This window comes from Streptomyces sp. NPDC057616, from assembly GCF_042800575.1.
Lineage (GTDB): Bacteria > Actinomycetota > Actinomycetes > Streptomycetales > Streptomycetaceae > Streptomyces.
Genome location: NZ_JBHVGU010000013.1, coordinates 98750 through 120597 on the forward strand (window position 1 = coordinate 98750; position 21848 = coordinate 120597).

Annotated in this window: 12 protein-coding genes and 3 pseudogenes; 2 read left to right on the plus strand and 13 right to left on the minus strand. The window is 70.8% G+C overall.

What is annotated here, in order from left to right; translation table 11 throughout:
• Positions 1-7 precede the first annotated feature (7 nt).
• The 8 genes and pseudogenes from ACFU97_RS18205 to ACFU97_RS18240 form a co-directional block, all read right to left on the minus strand.
• Positions 8-862 (minus strand): annotated as a pseudogene (locus tag ACFU97_RS18205) (family 16 glycosylhydrolase); the annotation flags it as partial.
• Positions 863-998: 136 nt separating this feature from the next.
• Entirely contained in the window at positions 999-1286 is a 288-nt protein-coding gene (locus ACFU97_RS18210) for a hypothetical protein (RefSeq protein WP_384257259.1), read from the minus strand.
• Positions 1287-1392: 106 nt separating this feature from the next.
• Positions 1393-3453 carry a galactosylceramidase gene (locus ACFU97_RS18215; protein WP_384257262.1) on the minus strand — a complete coding sequence of 687 codons (2061 nt, stop codon included), beginning with the start codon at positions 3451-3453 and terminating at the stop codon, positions 1393-1395.
• 65 nt (positions 3454-3518) lie between these two features.
• Complete coding sequence (locus tag ACFU97_RS18220; RefSeq protein ID WP_384257265.1) at positions 3519-6065, minus strand: trehalase family glycosidase; 2547 nt, start codon at positions 6063-6065, stop codon at positions 3519-3521.
• Positions 6066-6151: 86 nt separating this feature from the next.
• Positions 6152-9409 (minus strand): family 78 glycoside hydrolase catalytic domain, encoded by a 3258-nt coding sequence (locus ACFU97_RS18225; RefSeq protein ID WP_384257268.1) that lies wholly within the window; start codon positions 9407-9409, stop codon positions 6152-6154.
• Positions 9410-9465: 56 nt separating this feature from the next.
• Complete coding sequence (locus ACFU97_RS18230; RefSeq protein ID WP_384257271.1) at positions 9466-12873, minus strand: glycosylhydrolase-like jelly roll fold domain-containing protein; 3408 nt, start codon at positions 12871-12873, stop codon at positions 9466-9468.
• A gap of 109 nt (positions 12874-12982) precedes the next feature.
• Positions 12983-15619, minus strand: a complete 2637-nt coding sequence (locus tag ACFU97_RS18235; protein ID WP_384257273.1) for a beta-L-arabinofuranosidase domain-containing protein — start codon at positions 15617-15619, stop codon at positions 12983-12985.
• A gap of 326 nt (positions 15620-15945) precedes the next feature.
• On the minus strand, positions 15946-16779 hold the full coding sequence (locus tag ACFU97_RS18240; protein WP_384257277.1) for a histidine kinase: 834 nt from the start codon (positions 16777-16779) through the stop codon (positions 15946-15948).
• A 228-nt stretch (positions 16780-17007) separates the two neighbouring features.
• On the opposite strand from ACFU97_RS18240, the gene ACFU97_RS18245 reads away from it, so the two are divergent.
• Positions 17008-17235 carry a hypothetical protein gene (locus tag ACFU97_RS18245; RefSeq protein WP_384257280.1) on the plus strand — a complete coding sequence of 76 codons (228 nt, stop codon included), beginning with the start codon at positions 17008-17010 and terminating at the stop codon, positions 17233-17235.
• A gap of 26 nt (positions 17236-17261) precedes the next feature.
• Here ACFU97_RS18245 and ACFU97_RS18250 read toward each other — a convergent pair.
• From ACFU97_RS18250 to ACFU97_RS18260, 3 genes and pseudogenes are all read right to left on the minus strand, one after another.
• Positions 17262-17564, minus strand: a pseudogene (locus tag ACFU97_RS18250) (hypothetical protein); the annotation flags it as partial.
• Between the two features lie 37 nt (positions 17565-17601).
• Positions 17602-18753, minus strand: coding sequence for an ROK family protein (locus tag ACFU97_RS18255; RefSeq protein ID WP_384257282.1), 1152 nt, complete (start codon positions 18751-18753; stop codon positions 17602-17604).
• 51 nt (positions 18754-18804) lie between these two features.
• Positions 18805-19686: an alpha/beta hydrolase gene (locus ACFU97_RS18260; RefSeq protein ID WP_384257286.1), complete on the minus strand. Its 882-nt coding sequence runs from the start codon at positions 19684-19686 to the stop codon at positions 18805-18807.
• Between the two features lie 187 nt (positions 19687-19873).
• Between ACFU97_RS18260 and ACFU97_RS18265 the strand changes: the two are divergent.
• Positions 19874-20761 (plus strand): annotated as a pseudogene (locus ACFU97_RS18265) (helix-turn-helix transcriptional regulator); the annotation flags it as partial.
• Between the two features lie 72 nt (positions 20762-20833).
• Here ACFU97_RS18265 and ACFU97_RS18270 read toward each other — a convergent pair.
• Together ACFU97_RS18270 and ACFU97_RS18275 are read right to left on the minus strand one after the other, a co-directional pair.
• On the minus strand, positions 20834-21520 hold the full coding sequence (locus tag ACFU97_RS18270) for an SDR family oxidoreductase (protein ID WP_384257289.1): 687 nt from the start codon (positions 21518-21520) through the stop codon (positions 20834-20836).
• A gap of 86 nt (positions 21521-21606) precedes the next feature.
• A complete protein-coding gene (locus ACFU97_RS18275) occupies positions 21607-21825 on the minus strand; it encodes a hypothetical protein (RefSeq protein ID WP_384257291.1) in 219 nt (72 codons plus the stop codon).
• Between the last annotated feature and the right edge of the window lie 23 nt (positions 21826-21848).

Below are 21848 nucleotides of genomic sequence, written 5' to 3' on the forward strand. Positions count from 1 at the left end.
CGTGTCAGCTCGTCGTGACGGAGACGGAGTCGACGACGAGTTGCTGGGGGAAGGCGGTGGAGGTGTCGGGGTCGCCGGGCCAGTAGCCGCCGACGGCGAGGTTGAGGATGAGGAAGAAGGGTTTGTTGAAGACCCAGGTCTTGCCGCCGAGGTCGGCGGGGGTGCGTTTTTGGTAGACGGTGCCGTCGACGGACCAGGTGATGGAGTCGGGGGCCCAGTCGACGGCGAAGGTGTGGAAGGCGTCGGCGAAGGCCTGGCCGCCTGGGAGGGTGTAGCCGGCGCCGATGCCGCCGGAGCCGGAGTAGCCGGGTCCGTGGATGGTGCCGTGGATGGTGGAGGGTTCGAAGCCGACGTTCTCCATGATGTCGATCTCGCCGGAGTCGGGCCAGTTGACGGGGGTGCCGAGCATCCAGAAGGCGGGCCACATGCCTTGGCCGCGGGGGATCTTCATGCGGGCTTCGACGTGGCCGTACTGGGCGTTGAACTTGCCGGAGGTGTTGAGGCGGGCGCTGGTGTACTGGCAGGTGCCGTACCAGCACTGGTAGTTGGCGGGGTTCTCCTTGCGGGCGGTGATGACGAGGTGGCCCTGGCCGTCCAGGGCGGCGTTGTTGTTGCCGGAGGTGTAGTACTGGCGTTCGTGGTTGTTGACGTTGTCGCCGGTCTCGATCTGCCACTTGGAGCCGTCGACGGCGGCACCGGCCGGACCGTCGAAGGAGTCGGAGAACGCGACGGCGGCGGCGGAGGTGGGGGCGGGAGAGGCGTGCGGCGGATCCGCGTGCGCCGCGCCGGTCGCCGCGGAGGCGACCAGCACGGCGGACAGGGCGGCGAACAGGCATCTTCGGAGCAGACGTGGAGAGGCCACGGCTCTTCCTTCCGGGCAGCGGCCGGGTTCATGGACGAGATGAGCCGGCCGAGGTGGGGGATGAAGGCATCGCCTCTTGATTTAAGGAATGAAGTAAGGGGGAGTCAATACCTTGGTACGGACCACTGGTTGGGCCTCAGCGCTTGCCGGCGATCCTGCCCCTGCCGAGCGTCCGGCCGGCAAGCACCACGAGCACGGCTCCGGCGATGCCGAAGGCGGCGGAGCACGCAGCGAGGATCACGCCAAGTGGCTGCCGATTCCCGGAGAGAGACCCGATTCCATGGAGGAGCTGTCCCAGGCCGATCGCCACGGCGCCCCAACCCGCGCGGGCGTCCGCGTGCCGACGTCGCTGCCGCCGGACGAACCACGTGCCGATCACGAGGAACACCAAGGCGCCGGCGCTCAGGACCATCGCGTTGATCATCCCCACCTCCGGAGCAAGCGTAACGATGCCCGAGCCGTGCCCTCTGGGCGTTGGTGAGTGTCGAACGGTGACTCAACCCCCAAGCCCAGAAGGCACGTTCGGCCCTCTACGCGCCGTGCGTCGGGAGTACCTCAAGATCGTCGAACTGCGAGGTGGTGTAGGAGTCCAGGCCCAGGCCGACCTGACCGTGGTCGTACGTGGTGTCGGTCAGCTGCGCGACCTCCGTTCCGTCGACGCGAGCCGTGATCGTCTGCCCGGAGAAGCCGAGCGAGAGCTTGTGCCAGGTGTTCGCGCCGGCGGAGGCGATGCTGCCGTTCGCCAGGACGCGGGTCGTCTTGTCGGGGGCGAGTACCTCCAGCGACCAGTTGCCGGAGTCGGACAGCTTCAGGTAGTAGCCCTCCCAGGCGTTGACGCGTCCGGTGCCGACGTTGTTGAGCTGGTTCACCACGCGGCCGAGCAGTGACGCCGTGCCCGTGTGGTCGATCAGGACCTTGGCGGACACGGTGTAGTCGGTCCACTGGATGTCCCCGGACAGGGTGAGCGGGGCGGCCACCCGGGACCATTTCGTGGGCTGAGTGGTGATGGCCTGACGCAGGCACCGGCCCGTGCCCCGGCTGCCGGCGGCGGACTGCGGGGCGGTGGCGCACGGCGCGACCTGAAAGGCGCCCTCCATGTCGGAGACGTAGCGCGGGGTGGCCGCGGTCCGGTAGGTGTCGAAGCCGTCGCGGTAGGGGAGGGCCATGCTCTGGGCACGGGGTGCGTGCGCCACCGCACCGCCCTTTCCGCCGGGCATGGTGGTGACCGTCGTGACGGTGCCCGGCTGAAGTGTGATGCCGTGGGCGCCCGTTGGGTCCGGAGGCACGTCGGCACCCCGGACGAACCAGTCGGCGGAGTCGGTGGACTCGAGGGTCGTCGTCCAGCGGTGCAGGGCACCGCGCGGCAGCTTGCCGGTCGGCGTGACGCTGACGTTCTGCGGGGCCGTCGCGCCGGTCGTCTCGAAGATCGTCGTGTACGCCGGCCGCGGGCCCGGCGACCGGAGGGTCACGTACGTACCGCCGCCGTCGAGGTAGCCGCCGGCGGAGTCCACGTAGCGCCAGCCCGGGCGGGTGAACTGCGCGGTCTGGGCGATGGTCCACAGGGTCGGGCCGAGTTCGTAGTGACCGCTCCACGGCTCGTTGGCCCGCAGCAGACCGCTGCCCTGCATCTGGACGGTCGGGTACCAGGCGTACGCCGCGGGCCAGTTGATGAACGCCGTGATGCGGGCGTCGACGTACTCGTGGTTCATCTCCGCGGCGAGTCTGGTCGCCCCGGTGAGGTAGTTGTTCCAGCCCGACTCGCTGGCGAAGAGCGGTTTGTCGAGGCTGAGGGCGTCCGGGGAACTGGAGCAGTGCACCGCGGAGCACGGGTAGTGGATGCCGACGACGTCCGTCGCCGCGTCGAAGGCGGGGTCGTTCTTCATGTCGGTGGCCACCTGCCAGCCGGCGTTGTCGGCCGCCACCACCTTGACGTCACCGTGGCCCTCGCGCACCAGGGCGGCCTTGAGCTTCCCGTACCAGGCCGCGTCCCAGCCCTTCTCGTTCCAGCCGCCGAGGTAGTCGATGTGCAGGTCGTGCCGCTGGGCGCAGCCGAGCCACCGCATCAGGTAGTCGATGTTGTCCTGGGACCAGAAGCCGCCGTCGAACCATCCGGGCGCTCCCCATTCGAGGCCGTAGAACCGGATGTCGGGATTGCGCTTCCTGGCCTGCTCCATGAGCCACCACTCGTAGCCGCGGTTGCAGTCGACCTGGGTGGGGGTGCGCATGTGACTGGGCTCGGCGCCGTTGCTGGAGTTGGTGTCCGAGCCGATCTCCACCTTCAGGATCTGCAGCGATGCGCCGTAGCCGGGTTTGAAGAGGTAGTCCAGGATGCGGCTGCGCTGCGGTTCCGGGTAGTCGACGAGCAGCCGTGAGGTGCCGCCGCCCCCGCTGATCGCGCCGACGCCGTCGAAGACCCGTCCGGTGCCTGCGCCGTCCACGGTGATCTGCTGCGCCGCGGGCGCGTCGGCCTCGGCGTGAGCGGCGGAGGGGGCGACGAGCGCCAGGCAGGACACGAGCAGGGCGAGCACGACGCGGGCGGCGCGCCCGGGGAGCCGGCGCGCTGTGCCGGTCCGTCTTTCCGTTCTGAGCATGGTTCTCCCTTGTTCTCCGGATACATCGGGTCAGGGGCGGGGGTGCAGGGGTGTTGGGCGGTCGTTCAGAGGGAGATGTGGGTGCGGCCGCGGGGCACCTTCCGCCCACGGGTCCGGCCGTCCTCGGTGAACACCTCGACGCGGGCGGGTCCGTCGGCGTTGATGTCGAAGGTGGCCCCGGAGCGGCGGAGCACGAAGTCGCGGACCGCGACGCGGGCGCCGGTGGCCCGGAAGACGGTGCGGCCGTCCCGTACGAGAGTCGTCCTGTCGGGCCCGGCGGAGACGGCGTAGGTGTGGCCGCGCAGTTCCACGTTGGCGACCGTGTTGGTGCCCGGGAGGGCGAGCGTGCCGAACATGAGGGCGGAGGGGTCGCCGTCCCAGGGGTTGTCGGAGACGAGTTCGTGCAGGCCCTGCACGGCCATCGCGTTGGACCAGGAGTAGGTGCGCCAGGCGGTGTCGACCGCGGAGTCCATGATCGACTGTCCGGGCTCGGGGTCGAAGGACTCCGGGAACCAGTTCTCCTTGTCCCAGGCGTCGAGGTACATCGCGGTGCTGCGGGCGGCGAACCGGGCGGCCACGTCGTCGAAGCCGTACCGCTTGACGCCGTCGTAGACCGTGGCGTTCATCGGGGGCCACACGGCGCCCTTCCACTGCTCCGGGGCGGTGCCCTCGCCGTAGCGGTCGAAGAAGCGGAAGTGCTCGGAGGACGGGTGCACCGGGCCGCCGGAGCAGTAGGAGGGGTCGTTGCGGGCGACGCTCGGGACGACGTAGTCGCCCCAGAACTCCTCCGGATCCAGGAGGTGTTGCTCGACGAGGATCCGTGCCCGCTCGGGCGTGGCGAGGCCCGCGAACATCGGGTAGAAGACGGTCGGCGTGACCACCTCGTTCCAGGTGCCGTCGAGGTAGCGGCTCAGGTACAGGCCCTTTTCGGGGTGCCACAGGCGGTCGTTGAGCAGGCGCCGGATCGTGTCGTGCTGTGCCGCGTACCGTAGCGCGTCCTGTGGCCTGCCGAGTACGCGCGCCATCTTGGCCAGGGTCTCGGCCAGCAGCGCGTAGTAGGAGTTGAGCGCCACGTCGGTCAGGTCGGTGTTGTCGCGCTTGTCGCCGCTGCCGCCCTGCTTGGGGATGCGGTGGTAGGAGGCGTAGACGGGACTGTCGTCCAGGCCGAGGTGGTTGCCCCGGCCGCCGATCCGGTCCCCGAAGTAGGGCGTCTCCAGCAAGCCGTCGCCGTCGGTGTCCCACTCGGGCAGGAGGTCGTGGAACGTGACGAGCGCCGGATAGGTCTTCTCCAGCACCGAGCGGTCGCCGAACTTGGTGTAAAGCCGCCACGCGGCGTACGCGTGCATGGGCCCGGAGTTCTGCTGGTCGTAGCGCGGCCCCGGCAGCGGGACCTGGTTGGGCGGGGCCGGCGCCTCGAAGACGTCCGTCTCGTGCTGGATGGCGAGCGGGCGGCTGACCAGAGCGGCGTCCACGGCGTCGAAGGCGGAGTCCCAGCCCGTGAACAGGCCGCCGCCACCGCCCCATCCCCACATGACGAAGTTCCGCCGGCGCTCCCGGTCGTAGTTCGTGTTGAGCGACAGGGCGTCGCGCACCGCGTCCGCCGCCCGCCCCACCGGTCCGGAACCGGTGAGGTTGGCGCCACGGACATGTGCGCCCGCGGCGGCGAGCGTGTGCTCCACCTCGTGCGCCTCCGGCGTCCGGGCATCGACCGGGTGGTCGTCGACGCGGGCGGCGAAGGTGATCGTCCGTCCCTTGTCGAGCCGGTGGATCAGCGCCGCTACGGCGGTGCCCGCCGCGCCGCTGCCGCCCGTCACGGCGGCCGTCAGGTCGGCGACCGAGGCGTAACTCCCGCTGCCGTCGGCGGGTTCGGTGGGTGTCAGGCGTACGTGACCGGTGATCGTCGGGTCCAGCAGGCCCGGAGCGCTGCCCGTCAGGCCACCACCGTCCACCGCGAACGACGCCGACTCGCCCCAGGGCGAGGAGAGTTCGAGCACGACGGTGGTGTCGTCGTCGAGCGCGGTGACGGCGCCGACCAAGGCGCTGCCGTCGCCGGTACGGGCGTACCGCACCCGTATCGTGTGCTTCTCGCTCTGCGCCTGGTCGTACTTCTTCTGCAGTTGCGGAAGTTTCGCCGTGGCGTCGGCCACCTCGCTCTGCGACCACTGGTCGGGGTGTGCGACCACCTCGCGCAGCGCCTCCAGGTGCGCCGGCATGACCGTGCGGTCGTCGGTGGTGACCTGCACCTCCTTGTACGCGCCGTCCGGCGTCATCGGGCCGATCCGCCAGAGGTAGTTGGTCATCTTCTCGCGGAGCAACTTGCCCTGCTCGGTGAGCAGTCCGACGCGCAGGGCGAACCGGGACTCGCCGGTGCCGACGAACAGCGCGCCGGTCCAGTCCTGTTCCCTGACGCCGGGCATGGCGAACGGCCGCCGCTGCGTCGGGTACGGCAAGCCGGTCCCGTGCCCGGCGGACGCGCTCGCGGCGACGTCCGCACCGGACGGGGCCGCCTCGGCCCGCCCGGTGCCCGGCACGAGGCCGAGCGACGCACCGGCGAGGCCGGCCGCGCCCACGGTGCCGAGGAAGTGTCGTCGTGGCAACTGGTGCGGTGCCATGTGCAGTGCCCCTTCTCTCGTTCGATATGTCGGACGGTGGTCGGATCGTCGGCCATGCATGTCCGTGTGGCGTGCCCCCGCGGGCGCTAGGACGACGGCATGACCGACTCGAACTGCCAGTGCCCGGAGCCGACTTGGTAGATCGATTCGGTGCCGCGGGCCCGCAGCAGGCGTGCGCCGCGCGGGGCCTGGGCCCGGCCTTCGGCAGCCGGGACGTGGATCTCGGCCGTGCTGCCCGCCGGGACGTCGACGCTCAGCCGGAACCGGTCGCCGGTCCGGTGCCAGGAGGTGCGCGCCATGCCGTAGGGAGTGCGATAGGAGCCGGACGCCGACGTCAGCTCGCCGGCCACCGCCGGGTCGATCAGGAGCTCGCGGTAGCCCACGGAGTCGGCCGTCTGGTCGATGCCCGCGACGCGCGTGGTGAACCAGGAGTCGATCGCGCCGAGCATGAAGTGGTTCTGCGACTGGCCCGGACCGCCGTCCCAGGACTCGCCCAGCGTGGTGTTGCCGGCCAGGACCTGGTAGCCGTAGCTGGGGCTGGTCGTCTGCGTGGCGATCTTCTCGACGATGTCGTCGCGACCGGCGGCGGACAGCACCCGGAAGGCGGCAGGCAGGGAGATCTCGCCGAGCAGCAGATGGTGGCCGGCGGCCTCGACGGAGGAGGTGAAGTGGCCGAGGAGACGGTCCCGTTCGCCCGCCGGGTACGCGCCCATGTCGAGGGCGAGGGCTTCGGCGCCCTGGCCGCCACCGCCGAACGTGCCCGTCGCGGGGGAGTAGTACGCGTCCGACAGCGCCCGGACACTGGCGTCGGCCTTCGCCCGGTAGCCGTCGGCCGCGGCTTTGTCGCCGAGCAGGGTGGCGATCCGCGCCATGGTGTCCACGACACGCCAGTAGCCGTAGGTGCCCGCCACGGCCCGCGGGAAGGTGCGGTCGGGCGTGAACCAGTCGCCCAGGCCGTAGTCCAGGATGCCGCCGGAGACCTGCTTGTCCAGGAAGGCCGCGTACTGCCGCATGCGCGGGTAGTACGTGCGCAGGGTGCCGAGGTCGCCGTACGTCGTGTAGAGCTGCCACGGTACGAGGACGAAGGCACCGCCCCAGTTGGAGTCGTTGCGGTAGGCGCCCGGCAGGCTGGTGTACTCCGGCACGGTGCTCGGGATCAGCCCGTCCTCGGTCTGCGCGTCGGCCATGTCCCGCACGATCTTGCGGAGTTGGGCCTCCATGTCGAAGTTGGCGGCGAGCGCGGGGAACACGAGTTGGTCCTGCTCCAGCCAGCCCAGCTTCTCCCGGCTGGGGCAGTCGGTGAGGACGCCCATCATGTTGCCCTCGATGGCGCGGCGGATCAGCGAGTGGATGCCGTTGACGAGCGGGTCGGAGGTGGTGAGGTCACCGGCGGAGGCGTTGTCGGTGTGCAGGACCCTGCCCCGGACCGTGACCGTCGCGCCCGCGGGCACGCCCTTGAGCTCCAGGTACCGGAACCCGTGGTAGCTGAAGGTCGGGTGCCAGGTGGCGGTGCGGGTCGAGCCGGTGGTGTAGCTGTCCCACAGCGGGGCACCGACGTTGCTGATGGACTGGAAGGCGTGCCCGTCCTTGAGGCTCTCGGCCGGGTAGATGCGTATCTCGGTCCCGGCGGGGGCGCCGCCGACCGTGATCTCCGGCCAGCCGGCGATGTTGCGGCCGAGGTCGAAGACGTGGCTGCCCGCGGCGCCGTCGACCTCCTTGCCGGTGAGCGTCTCCACGTCGCGGATCGGTTCCGTCTCGCGGGCGCTGAGGACGGCCGGGGCCCGCTCGGTGCCGGGGGAGGGCACCGAGACGGCCCGCTCCCAGGAGGAGCGGTCGCCGTTCGGCTCGTCCCAGTGCGGGATCTCGCGGCCGGCGTCGTAGTCCTCGCCGCCGTACCAGTTGGAGGAGGTCGTCGGGCCGAGTGTGGCACGCCAGTCGCCGCCGCTGGTGACCGTGCGGACGCTGCCGTCGGCGAGGGTCACCTCCAGCCGGGCGATGAGCTTGGGGTCGCTGATGTCGCCGTAGAGCTTGCGGTACCGGTCGGCGGTGCTGACGACGTTGGACATGCCGTTGCCGAGGGCGACACCGATGGTGTTGGCACCGGCGCGCAGCCGGTCGGTGACGTTGTAGGTGGCGTACTGAACGCGCTTGTCGTACGTGGTGTTGGCGGGCTCCAGGACGGCGTCACCCACCGCCTTCCCGTTGAGGGTGGCGTCGTAGACGCCGAGCCCGGCGATGTAGAGGCGGGCGCTGCGCACGGCACGCGGAAGGGTGAAGTCCTTTGCGAGCAGGGGCAGTCCGGCCGGCAGGTACGGCTTGGGCGCCTGCCCGCCGGTGACCTGGGCCAGATCGGTGAACGAACCGTCCGCCGCGTCACCCGCCGACAGGCGGTAGTCGACGGGGAAGTTGGGGACGCGCCCGTCGTCGGTGAGGACGTCGGCCCGCGGGTAGAGGGCCACTTCGTCGAAGGTCCTGGCCGACTTCAGGTCGAGGGTCAGGGTCACAGGACGGTCGGACACGTCCGCGGAGTCGTGGGCGGCACTGGCGTAGCCGGCCGCGGTCTGCAGGGCGCTGTTGGGCAGACCGTCGACGGCCAGGGCCGGCTCCCAGGTCTTGCGCACCGTGTTGGTCTCCGACGCGGTGACGGCGGCGCCCTTGGCCAGGCCGCCTGCCGAGGTGACGGAGTCGCGGACGTCGATCTCGCCCAGTTGCAGCCGCCAGGTGCGGGCGGGGAAGTTCTCCTCCAGCGGAAGGCCGAGGCGGGTGACGTCCAGGCGGACGTAACGGGCCGTGGTGCGGGGCACCTTGACGACCACCGGGTCGACGCTGCGCCGGCTCAGCTGCCAGTCCGGATGCGTGATCCAGTCCGCGCCCCAGTCGGAGGACCGCGTCAGACCCGTCTCGAACGCGGCCGGGTCGCTCCAGCCGGAGGCCTGGCGCCCGCCCTGCGACCAGAGCATGACGCGCCAGTACACGCGGGTGCGCGATCCAAGCGCACGGCCGTCGTACGTCGTCTCCGGCACGGCCGACGCCACCTTGCCCGAGTCCCACAGGTCGGGACGTCCGGACCGCAGCCGCTGGAGGGAACTGGCGGCCTGCACGCGGTAGGCGCCCTGCAGGGCGTTCGCGGCGTGCGCGGTGGTCCGCCAGCTGAGGTCGGGCGTGGTGTCGTCGATGCCGAGCGCCTGGCTCAGGTGCTGGGTCCTGAGGCCGGACGGGGTGATGGTGATGTCCGCCGCGGCGTCGGCGGTCACCGCTCCGGCCAGCACGGTGGCGAACGCGGTCACGGCGGCGGGCAGGACGAGGGCGCGGCGAGGACCGCCGCGTCTGCTGGTTCTGTGCATGGTGATCCTTGTGATCCTTCGGGGGTACGGGGACCGATCGAGGGCGTCGCGGCGGTTCACACGCGCCTCAGGTCGGTGGTGACCCGGCGGCGGAAGCGGAACGTCACCGGGCCGAGCAGCCCGGAGGGCAGCGGCTTGTTGCGTTCGTTGGACAGGGTGTTGGCGACCCGGACCTCGAGCCGGTTGTCGCCCGCCACCACGGAGTCGGTGACGTCGGCGACGAAGGGCGCCCACAACAGGGGCTCAAGAGGCGTGCCGTTGACGGTCACGGCCGCGACGTCCCGCACATCACCCAGATCGAGGAGGACGCGCCGCCCGTCGAGCACGGAGCGTTCCACGGGGATTGTGATCGTGTAGGTGCCGCTGCCGGAGAACAGCCGGTCGACGCCGGTCCAGCTGCCCAGCGGACCCGTGACGGGAGTCGCGCCGTCGCGCTCCAGCGTGAGGGTCCAGTCGCCCGTGACCGCGAGGGGAGCGAGTGCGTCGTCCATGCGGACCGTGCCCTCGTACGCGTGCCCGCCGGCGACGCCGGTGAGCCGGTGCTCCCCGGGTGCCGAGGCCTCGACGGTCACGCGCAGGGAGCGGCCGGCCTCCGCCACGGCGATGACGGGCAGCGGCGACCCGGTCAGGTGGGCCTCGGCCGCTCCGCCGCGCCGGACCACGGCGATCCGGGTCTCGTACGGGGCGAGCGAGACGGGCAGATGGATGCCCCGCCTGGAGGTGCGGTACAGCGGTGCGGGGCCGGTGTCGCCCGTCAGCGGGTCCCACAGCTCGGGCACGCCGTCGACGGGCAGCGTGGCGGTGGTCTCGACGGCGGTGCCGCTCTCGTTGTTGAACAGGAACGCCGTGTCGGTGCCCCGGGTGACGCGGAGCACCCGCACGGCGTCACCGGCCGGTTCGAGGACGGCGGCCGCGACCCCGGCCTCGTGCGTGGCCGCCCGCAGACCGGAGGCGCCCGCCACCCGTACGGCCCGTCCCGCGCCGTACCGGCGGCTGCCGGGCACCGCGTCGCCGAACAGGTCGGACAGCCCGCGCGTCAGCGAGCGGTCGTTGCCGTCGGCGTCGTCGGCGGGCAGCTCACCGACGGCGACCACGGTGCCTCCCGCGCGGACGAAGGAGGCGAGCGTACGGACGCAGGCCGCGTCCAGCGTGTACGTGACCGGCAGCACGACGAGCTCGTAGCGGGCGGCGCCCACGGCGAGGACACCGCCGTGCACCCGGGCCTGGCACAGCAGTTGATCGTCACCGGCGAGCGCACCCTCGTGGAGCAGGTCGAAGTCGACCTGAGCCCGCTCCAGCGCGTAGGCGGCGTCGGCGAGCGCGCCGTCCACCTCGCCCTGCCGGTCGGTGCCCGTCCACTGCTCGGCCGCGCGCTGCGGCTGGAGCAGCGCGGTCCGTGCGGCCGAGTTGCCGCGGCCGACCTCCATCACCCGGCCGATCCACTCGGCCAGCGGCTTCATCGCCCACCACCAGGGGGCCCGGGGGCCGAACGGCGGCGGGAAGTAGACGTGTGTCTCGTCGGTCCACAGCGCGTGCAGAACTGCCAGATTGACACCGCGAGTTGCCTGTGCGCCGACCGTCGCGTGCACGAACGAGGGCGTGACCTGCCAGCCCATGTTCCCGAACATCTCCATCAACGCCCGTTCGCGGCCCATCTGATGGGCGACGGACACCGGATTGCGGGGCAGCATGGTCTGCTCCCCGGCCACGTACTCGGCGGTGATGATGTCCCCGCCGGGCACCTGCGCCCACTGGTTGACCTTGTGCAGGTCACCGGTCGACGGTATGCGCTTGGCCGGCGACGTCTCGTCGTAGAGGGGATTGGTGATCAGCGACACGCCGCGCTCGTCGTACCAGCGGGCCTGCCGCTCGAAGTACCGGGCGAACCGGTTGGACACGGCCTGCCAGAAGTGGCCGCGGGCGATGCGCCCGCGCCGCCCCAGGTCGTCGAAGGCACTGGCGTACGCCACGCCCGGTTCGACTCCCACGTCGCGCAGTGCCCGGTCCAGCGTGGGGGACCACGGCAGGCGCTTGAAGTGGGCCTCGGCGGAGGCGAAGAACGGCTCGTCGTCCCAGAACCCCGGGACGACGGTGCCGAAGTACCGGCCGAAACGCCGGTGGTACTCGCCGGGCACGATGTCGAGGAACAGCTCGACGGGCTCGTCGTCGAGCAGATCCACGTAGCTGCGGCTGTAGCCCTGGCTGTCGTCGACCAGCGTGACACCACCGAACAGGTCGATCTGCCAACGCCCGGCCGGGACCTGCCACTTGGCGTCCCCGGTCAGCCGGCCGGTCAGGTCGACGACGTCGGAGGCGTCGGCGGAGGCCGCGGGCCGTGCCGCGGCGGCAACGGCCTTCGATGCCAGGGCGGCACGCTCGGGGAAGTCCCCGGCGGCGTCAGCGGTGTCGAAGGACGACGTGTACAGGGTGCCGCCGTCGGCCGCTGTGACGGACAGGCTGTCCCACAGCCCGCGCTCGTCCCCGACCGCGCGCACGCCCACACTTCCGGAGGCGTACCGGTCGTCGGTCACGGTGCCCTTGTCCCGGCCGTCCAGCGTGACGGACAGGCTGCCGCCGCGCACGGAGACGGCCAGCGTGTGGAACTTGGTCTTGTTGAATCCGTCGGTACGGGTGCTGCGCAGCAGTTCCACCGGCTCGGTGCCCCGGGCCAGGCGGAGCACGGTGACGACACCGGTCTGGTCGAAACCGACCGCGTACCCGCCGGAGCCGTCGGCGGTGGCGCGGACGACGAGCCCGGCGGCGGTGTGGTCGGCCTTCGCGCTGCCGCTGACCGTGCAGTCGGTCCAGCTCTCGCCGCCCCGCAGGACGGCGGCGCCGTTCAACACCCCGGCGTCCACGACCAGATGGCCCGCCTCGACGCCGACTCCCGTGCTGCGGCGCAGGTCGACGGTGGCCGGTCCCTCCACCACGGTGGTCGACCGCCACAGGGCCTTCAGCCGCAGCTCGGGGCGGGGCGCGTAGGTGCGGGAGCCGACCGTGCCCCCCTTGACGATGTACTCGCCGGCCCGGCCGCTCGGGAAGTGGTCGTCGTTGAACAGCCACACCCGCATGCCGGTGCTCTCGGCGGTGCGCAGCACATGGCCCACGATGTCGAACCAGCCCTCGGTGAAGAAGGCCGGCTGCATCTCGGCGTTGTCGAAGGAGAACAGGACGACTTCGTACATGCCCTTGGCGCGCAGGTCGGCCATCTGACGGTCGACCAGCTCGGGGGTGACCGGGCCGTTCCAGTACCAGTAGACCGTGGGCCGGCTGTCCTTGGCGGGGTCGGCGAAGCCGGGTGCGGAGTACCCGCGGCGGGCGGTGTCTGCGGATGCGGCGGCGGGGGCGGAGTCGGCAGCCCAGGCGACGGCGGGCAGACCGGTGGCGAGCGCGCCGCCGGCCAGGCCGGCCGCGACGACGAAAGTGCGTCTGGGGAGCGGTTGTTCGGAGTGTGGGGCCGTCATTGATGGGCCTTTCAGGATTGGTGCGTGGTGTACGAAGCAGTTGATGGGCCGGGCCCCAACCAGTCATGAGGGAGGGGCCGTTGGGTTGGCTCGAGCGGTGGAAGTCCGCTCAGCCCGAGGCGAGCCGTGCCACGTCCGCGGCGCTCAGCGCCCGGTTGCGCAGCCGGAAGTCGCGCACTGCTCCGTGCAGATACGGGTGGGTGGTGTTCTGCGACCGCCCGAGGTAGTTCCGGCTGGTCGCGCCGAGCAGCAGCGGCCCGCTGACCATGGAGGCGTTGCGACCGACCTCCGTGCCGTCGACGTACAGCACGCCGATGCCGCCGCCGAGCGTGAGGGCCACGTGCGTCCACCGCCCCACGGGGAGGGGCGCGGTGCCGTCCACCACGTCCTCGGCCTCCATGCCGGCGATCTTCAGCGCGGCACGGGCGCGCCCGGCTCCGGTGGTCGCGGCGAGGAAGAGGTAGGTGTCCTTGTGGTACCCGAGGTCGAAGACGCGGGCGGACGGGGCGAGGCTGTCGACCCGCACTCGCACACTGACGGTCAGCTCGTTCAGACCGCTCAACAGCCCCACGGGAAGCGCCAGATGACCGCTGACCCCGTCGAACGCCAAGGCCGTCGCATCACCGTCACGCGTCCAGGTGGCACCGCCGGCGAGCGTGGCGCCGGCGAAGGTGCCGGTGGTGTCGGAGGCCGTCACGCCGCTTCCCTCGCTCAGGGGATAGCGGGCGATGTCCCGCTCGCGGCTCGGCCGCGGGGTGTGCGCCCAGTAGACGTTGTAGTGCTGGTGCTGCACCTGGTGGAAGGGGCGCAGCGTGACCGTGCGGCCACCGGCGACCGCGGTGAACTCGGTGGGTCGGCCGGGAGCGGCCTGCAGGGTGTCGGGCAGGATCGTGGGGAGGGTGGCGAGGGCGGTGTCGCCGTACTCCCCGGCCAGGACCAGGGGACCGACGGACAGTGCGGAAACCTGCGGATTGTCGGGGGCGGGACGCCACACGGGCCGCCGGGGCAGGGCGAGTTCGACCACGTCGCCGGTACGCCACACACGCTCCACCGCGGTGTAGCTGCCGGGCCGTAGGGGCACGGCGATCCGGCGGCCGTTGACCTGGAGCGTGGCGGGCCGACCGGTGTCGGACACCCAGGACGGGATGCGTATCTTCATCGTGAAGCGCGCGGTGCCGTCCGTGACGGTGAGGCGGGTACGGTCGCCGGTCGGGTGGGCCGACTCCTGACGCAGCGTCACTCCCGCCTCGGGCCAGCGCACTTCCGAGGGGATGAAGAGGTTCACGTACAAAGTGGGCCGGGACCGCGGCGCGTGGGAGCGGAAGTAGATGCTGTCGGCGAACTTCGTGTGCGTCTCCAGACCCGTGCCGTGGTCGCAGGAGAAGTTGTCGTAGTCGCCGCTGTAGCTTCCGGGGGCCGCGCCGAGGCCGCCCTTGGGCTGGCGCTGGGAACCCGCCCACAGTCCGGTGTAGTACGTGACGAAGCCGTGCTCGGAGTCCGGGTCCTGCTCGCCGAGCATCTGGTTGTAGAGCGTCCACTCGTAGTGGTCCATGTACTCCGCCCGGTGCGGGCGGTGCAGGAAGAGCTGCCGGCCGAGCTTCAGCATGTTGTAGCTGTTGCAGTTCTCGCAGGTCACCTCGGAGAGCCGGCTGACGATCTCGTCCGGCGGGCCGAAGAGTTCCTGGTTGGAGTTGCCGCCGATGGCGTAGGAGTGGTGCCGGACGACCGTCGTCCAGAAGGTGTCCGCGACGTCCAGGTAGCGGGGGTCGCCGGTCGCCTCGTACCCGGGGACGGCACCGACGACCTTGGCGATCTCCGTGTTGGCGTGCCGCCCGGCGAGCTCGTCGCGGCCGGCGGCCAGCGGCGTGTAAAGGTCCTCGTGGTCGAAGCGCTGGGCGGTGCGCAGATGGGCGCTGTCGCCGGTGACCTGGTAGAGCCGGGTCAGGACGTCGTTCATACCGCCGAACTCGACCTTCAGCACGGTCTGCATCAGCTCGTGGGACAGCGGCGCCGTCCGCGCGTCCACCCAGGCGGCCTTCTCCAGCAGGACCTCGAACGCCTGCCGGTTGCCGCTCAGTTGGTACTGGTCGAGGAGGCCGGCCATGATCTTGTGCAGGGTGTAGTACGGGGCCCACGGCTTGCCGCCCGTCTCCAACTGGTCGAAGACCGACTCCGGGAAGGCGGACAGGTAGCCGCGGTGGAATCCCGCCGAGGGCGCGGCCTGCTGGCACTGCGCCAGCGCGGAGACCAGGGCGCGGCCCTTGTCGGCATGGACGGTGTCACCGGTGTTGGCGTGCGCCTGGGCCAGGGCGCTGAGCAGATGACCGGTGGTGTGCCCGCGCAACTGCACGTTCGGCGCCTCCCAGCCGCCGCAGGGCTCCGCGGTGGAGGGCAGGCCGACGTTGCCGCGGAACGTGTGCAGCAGCCGGTCGATGTCGACGAACCGGAGGTAGGCGCAGGTGCGCCGCATGTTGGCCAGGAACGGACTGTCGAGCAGACGGACTTGGGAGAGCGGGAAGGCGGTGAGGAGCGGTTCCGCGGCGGATGTCCGGGCACTCTCCGGGCCCGCCGGATCGGTCGCGCCGGTGGTCGCGGAAGAGTCAATGGAGCCGGCCGGGGAGGCCGAGGGCGCCGCGTGCGCGGATGGGTCCAGGGGGGAGGGCAGGGCGGCGACGGCCGCTGCGGCGGACGCGGCGAACACGATCTGACGGCGGGAAGGAGTGGCGGGGACGCGCTGTGCGGGCACGCGCTGAGCTCCCTTCGGGTGGGCAGCAAGGCCTCGGATCGCCAAGGATTTTGAATCGTTAAAAGTCGCTGCCGGGAGACGGTATGTGCACGCACATGGGCCGTCAAGGTTTCTCACAAGAACTGATCAGTAGGCCGCTTGTTCGGCCTGTCGTGCATCAATGGGAGGTGGCGCGGCGGTAGTTGAGCGGTGAGGCGATGAAGGTGCTGACGTGCGAGGAAGTCGCCGATCGCGCGGCCTGTCGCCGATTTTGAAACGTTCAATTACACGGAGGTGGACGCCTTGCGTGTGAGCGTGTGGATGCGTGGATGGGTGGATGTGTGGTGTCAGCCGTCGTGGGGCTCGGTGTGGGCGGAGGCCCCTATCGAGGCGTCGGGCTCGTCGCCGAGGTCGAACACGCTCTCCCGCAGGGCGCGGATCGCCTCGTCGAGCTCGGTCACACCGTGCATCAGCCGCGCACGCGCGGGCCCCTCGCCGATCATCGCGGCCGCACCGTGCAGATCCAGCCCGGCGTTGAAGATCTTCCGTACGACGCTGTCGCGGAGATCGGCGGCGATACGGTCCCGCTCCCGGGTCAGCGACACCTCCGCCTGCAGTGCCGCGTTGGCGGTCAGCGAGCCCCTGATCCGGTCGCGTAGGCCATGGGCGGCCACCGCGATCAACGCGCCGAGGACACTCCACAGCACCACGCGCCGTACGATCACCGCATCGGGTGCGTCCTGGATGACCGACGACACCGCCTGGACGGCGACCACGGCCACCACCACGCACGCCGACTCCCACCGGCGGTGGAAGAGCACCGACCAGATCAGCGGGACGAGCAGTACGAGGCCCACGCCGGAAGCCACACCTGAGGCCAGGATCAGTTCCAGGACGGAAAGGGTGTACAGCAGGGGCACCAGGACGGTGGTCCACGCGGGCAGGCGCTGCCACGGCAGGAAGAAGGCCCCGGCGCAGGCGAGCAGGAGCGCCACGCTCACCGCGTACTCCGGCCACGACTGCACATGGCCGAGGGGCACCAGCACGCTCACCGTGGCCACCAGGGCGACCAGGGCGAACGGCAGAGCCCGCGACTTCAGGCCGGGCTGGCGGAACTGCCAACCGACATGGTCGCCGTCGGTCTCGGCAAGCGCCGGCCAGGCAACGGTTGGAGCTTCCACAGCAATACCCCCGCGGGACCGAAATGCGCAAAGGCCTCACCGGAAGGCACATGCGACGCTGAGCATCGTATCCACACACACCATGGGCTGCCCAACGCCTGAACCCACCCGAACCACCCGCACCAGAAACCACGGACAGGACTGGAGCCTGTCCCATACGATGCCCTCCCGATCGCGCCCCGAAGTGAGCCGACCTCCCGGGGATGTTCCAGCCCGAGGGGGGCCGCTGTGGACTTGTTCGAGTTGATGGAGTGGCTGGCCGAACGCGGGGTCACGACCGTGTTCAAGGCCGACGGGGATCGCATGCTGGAACACGGAAAGGCGTGGATGGTCATCGTCGGCGGCGGGCCGCTGGGTGAGGACTCGTTCTTCCGCACGGAACTGGCGACGGCGGACGCGTGCCTCGACGCGCTGCTGGCTCACCTGGAGAGCAAGGGGTTGCCGCCGTTCGGGTGATGAGCAGGTTCTGGGCCGGGGCGGGCTCAGCCGGTGGCATGTGAAGTGCCCAGAGAACGGGTGAAGTCGGCAAGAGTGCGGAAGTCATCCTCGCGCAGGCCGACCAGGGGAGAGGTCTTCCAGTGAACTCCGTCGGGGCGGTCCCGGAGCAGGGCGTCCCCGAAGTCGACGAAGGGGAGTTCGGGAAGGCCGAGCACCGGGGCAATCCACCGATTGGCGTCCGCCATCCACGTGGTGGCCCAGCACAGGTCGTAGCCGAGCCGGAGCAGGTCTCGTCCGTGCGCCGGGTTGAGCCAGATCCGCAGGGACCGCTTCGCTGCGCCGGTGGAAGCGTAGCTGCAGCCCTGGTCGTGGTGCTCTCCCCGGCTACGGCATCAGTTGGGCGATGGCGCCGAATGCGGTGGCGGCGTCGCCGAGGCGGGACGGGCGCACGAGCGGTCGGCCGGCGATGCCGTGCACCGTACGTGTGTTGAGGGTGCGTTCGATCGACCCGATCAAGGGCGCGCCGGCGTCGGCCAGTTCGCCGCCTATGACGATCATGTCAGGTCCGACGGCGTGGCTCACCGCGTCGAGCGCCCTGCCGACGTGAGCGCCGACCTGCTCCAGGACCGCATGCGCCGTACGGTTGCCCGACCTGAGCGCGGCCAGTAGCTCCGGGACGTCCGCGGCCGTGCCTCCGGCGGCGCGATAGGCGGCGAGTACGGCCTCGAGCGAGGCGACCGTCTGCAGGCACCCCGTCCCACCGCACTCGCACGGTGCGCCGCCCGGTTCGACGGTGATGTGGCCGACTTCTGCGGAGCGCCCGTGGCCGCCCCGGTGGAGTGCGCCGGCCACCACAAGGCCGCCGTCGACGCCGTACGACAACCGCACGTAGAGCACGTCATGCCGACCGGCGGCGGCGCCCCAGATGCTCTCGGCCAGTGCCGCCAGCCGGGCGTTGCTGTCGATCAGCATCGGTGCGCCGAAGCGCTCGCGGACGAGGGCTGGGAGCGGGTTGTGAGTGGGCGGCTGAGGCCCGGTCAGCTCGAGCGGGCTGACCGGGTCGACCGCGCCAACCTGACTGACAGGGCCGGCCACCCCGACACCGATGCCGTTCGGCGCGGCAGATCGCAGCGTTCCGCTCGTCAAGGTGTCCGCCAGTCGCCAAGCCGTGTCGACACGGGTCTGCCAGGGGGTGTCGGGCCCGTGTGCCTCCGCCAGGGCGCCGACGATTCCGTGTGCCGTGTCCATCGTGGCCACCCGGACCGCCCGTCGAGCGAATTCGATGCCGAGCAGCAGGCCGGTTCCGGGGTTCACGGCCAGGACCTCCGCAGGGCGGCCCCGCTTGCGCCGCGCCGCCTCCGGCACCGAGGCGCGCACGGTGCCGCTGTCCATGAGCGCGCCCACGGTGTCGTGCAGCACTGTGCGGGACAGGCCGCACAGAGGTGCCAACTCGCCCCGGGTCAAAGGACCGTGCTTCCGCAGCAACCGCAGGACGAGCGTCCTGTGCGCGGCGGCTTGTGTCGTCTGGCTCGGCATGGGGAAAGGCGGTCCCTTCGGGGCAGCAATGGGCACGGGTGTCAGGCCGCGTCAGACCCCGGCGGTCTCCGCCCGGTCGGGTCGGCGGAGGGCCGCGTGTGCCGCCTGGACGACGTCCGCGAGGGCGGCCGGGTGGGAGAGGAACGGTGAGTGCGAGGAGTCGATTTCCACGACCGTCGTCGGCCGGGCCGAGACGGCGTCGATCTCGTGGACCATGAGGCGCTGCAGCGCAGGCCGTATCGCGTTGTCCCGGGTGCAGACGACGTAGCCGTGCGGGATCGAGCCGTACCGTCCAGCGGTCACCTTGATCGGTTCGAGGGCGATGCCCGCCGGTGCGTCGGCGGTCAGCAGGGAGATCGCGGCCTCGGCGGTCGCCTCGTCGACGTCGTCGTTGTAGAACGCCTCGCGGATCACGGCTCTACGGTCCCTGTCGCCCGTGTCGTAGCGCAGCGCACCGACCGCGGCCGGGTCCGCCGAAAGCCCGCTCGCCACCAGTTCCCCGACGTTCTCCGGCATGTTGATGTACTGCGCCGCCGGCATCCCACCGACCGGGGCGAACGCCGCCACGTACATGAGCTCGGCGAACAGTTCCGGCGCCAGCTCGGCCGCGGCCGTCGCCACCGTGCCGCCCATGCTGTGCGCCACCACCAGGCACGGCCGGCCGTTCCCGATCCGCCGCACCTGCTCGACCAGGCCCTCGGCCGCGGAGGACGCCGTGATCCCGGCCATCGGCGAGGGTTCGGTGGCGAAGGCACCGGAGTCGAACGGCCGCCGCCATCGAGTTTGCGGCGAGCGGCTCTTGAGCCCATGTCCGTCGAGATCCACGGCGACCGAGGCGATTCCGCGGCTCGCGAGTTGCTCACCCACCAGGCTCCAGCACCAGCTTCCGTGCCAGAAACCGTGGACAAGGACGACGGGGGTCGTGATGTGCATGCTTCCTCTTTCGTCTCGTGGAAGACCATCCGGTCTCAACGGGACCGTAGGTGTGCGTCGTTGGCGGAGAAACAGCTCAGCCACGTAGTGACGAGCGGTGGATGAAACGGGCGTCGTGCCGTGCGTCGTGCGAGGGCGCGTTCAGCCCGTGTGCATGCGTGCGAGCTCGAGTGCGACGATGCACCTCATGACGCAATCTCTCGATGCGGCCCGCGAATTGCTCGCCGGCGTGGACGCGGACCGGAGGCCCACCCCGGGGACCCAGGTGACGGACCGGATCCAGCTGGGCGACTTCCTCCGCCGTCGCCGAGAGGCCCTGCGCCCCGAGGAGTTGGGCCTCGCGCCGCGCGCCCGGCGCCGGACGCCCGGGCTGCGCCGCGACGAGGTGGCGGCGATGGCCAACATGTCCACGGCCTACTACGAGAGCCTCGAGCAGGCACGCGGTCCTCGGCCGTCGGCCTCGATCCTCGCGAGCCTCGTGACCGCCCTGCGGCTGACACCCGACGAGCGGCACCATCTGTATCTGCTGGCCGGGCAGGCGCCACCGGCGCCCGCCGAGGCCGCGGACTACGTCGACCCAGGGCTGAAGTACACACTGGACGCTCTGGCGGCCACGACACCCGCGCTCATCTCCGACGACCTCTCCAACGTCGTGGCACAGAACCCTTTGAACATCGCCCTGTTCGGCATGTTCGCCGAGCGGCCCGGCCACGACAGGAACCTGGCCTGGCACTGGTTCACCTCCGCGCACTGGCGTTCCGTGCTGCGCTCCGGGTCGCCGCAGGAGGAAGAGGCGACCAGCCTGTCGTACGTGGCGGACCTGAGAGCCACGGTCGCCCAGCGCGGCCACGATGCCGCTGCCACGAACCTGGTCTCCGAACTCCGGGAAGCAAGCGCGGAGTTCGCCCGGATGTGGGATCAGCACAGGGTGTCGACGCTGCACTGCTCGACGAAGTCCGTGTTCAACGAGCATGTGGGACGCCTCGACCTGGACTGTGTCGTCCTCGCCAGCCCGCAGTCCCGGCAGCGACTTCTCATGCTGCAACCGGTGCCGGGCACGGAGACCGGGAACCGCCTGAGCCGCCTCCAACTGCTGATCGGCGGCAGTTTTGATCCACCAGCACGCTCTGCCGACGCGCTCCGCCGGTCAGGTGGCCAGCAGACCGCCGTCCATGTGCAGGTCGTGCGCGTTGACTCCGGTGTTGTGGAGCAGGAACGCGGTGGCGTCGGCGATTTCGGCCATGGTCACCAGGCGCCCGATCGGCGTCTGGGCCGAGTGCGGGGGATCGGGGACATCTCGCCACTTGGGGCTGTCGCCGATCAGGCCCGGGTGCAGGGCGTTGACGCGATGCGGGGCGATCTCGATCGCGAGGGTCCTGACCAGACCCGAGATGCCGGCGTTGAACGTACTGACGACGGTCGAGCCGGGGTAGGGGCGCTCCTTGGCGAGCCCGCCGAACAGGACGACGGACGCGTCCGGGGTGAAGCGCTCGCGCAGCACGCGGACGGTCTCCGCGTAGCCGACGAGCTTCATGGTCACCGCCGAGACGGCATCCGTGATGTCGAACTGGGCCAGTGTGTTGGCCGCTTGGCCGACCGCGGTGATGACGACGTTGTCGACGTCCGTCACGTCCGCGAGCGAGGCGCTGATCGTCTCCGGCCTGGCGAGGTCGAGGGCCAGACCGCGCGTGCTGCCGCCGATCTGCGCGGCGATGGCCTCGGCACGCGCCTTGTCCCTGCTGGTGACGATGACGTCGTCGCCGCGGTCGGCGAAGTGCTGGGCCATGACACTCCCCAGCCCGCCGCTGCCGCCGACGATGAGTGTGCTGGTCATACGGTGACCGTCCCTCCGTAGTTAGTATCCAAGTGGATATTAACGTAGCGGCGGCGGCCGGTGCCGGGAGTCGGACCGGCCGTGATTTATTCCGGCCACCGGCCGAATTGATCCGAACCGTCGACCTTGCAACTCACCTTCGTTCCGGCCAGTACCCGCACAACACCGGCGTCTTCACCTACGCCTTGAACGAGAACGGCAGAGGTGACGACGTTCGCACCGCACAGCCCGTCCACACCCGTGCCGCGGGAGACTTGAACCCCACCGTCGACGGGCAGGGCCTTGCCGGCCTGCTGCACGGCCACGCCGAGGACGACTGGAGGCGGGC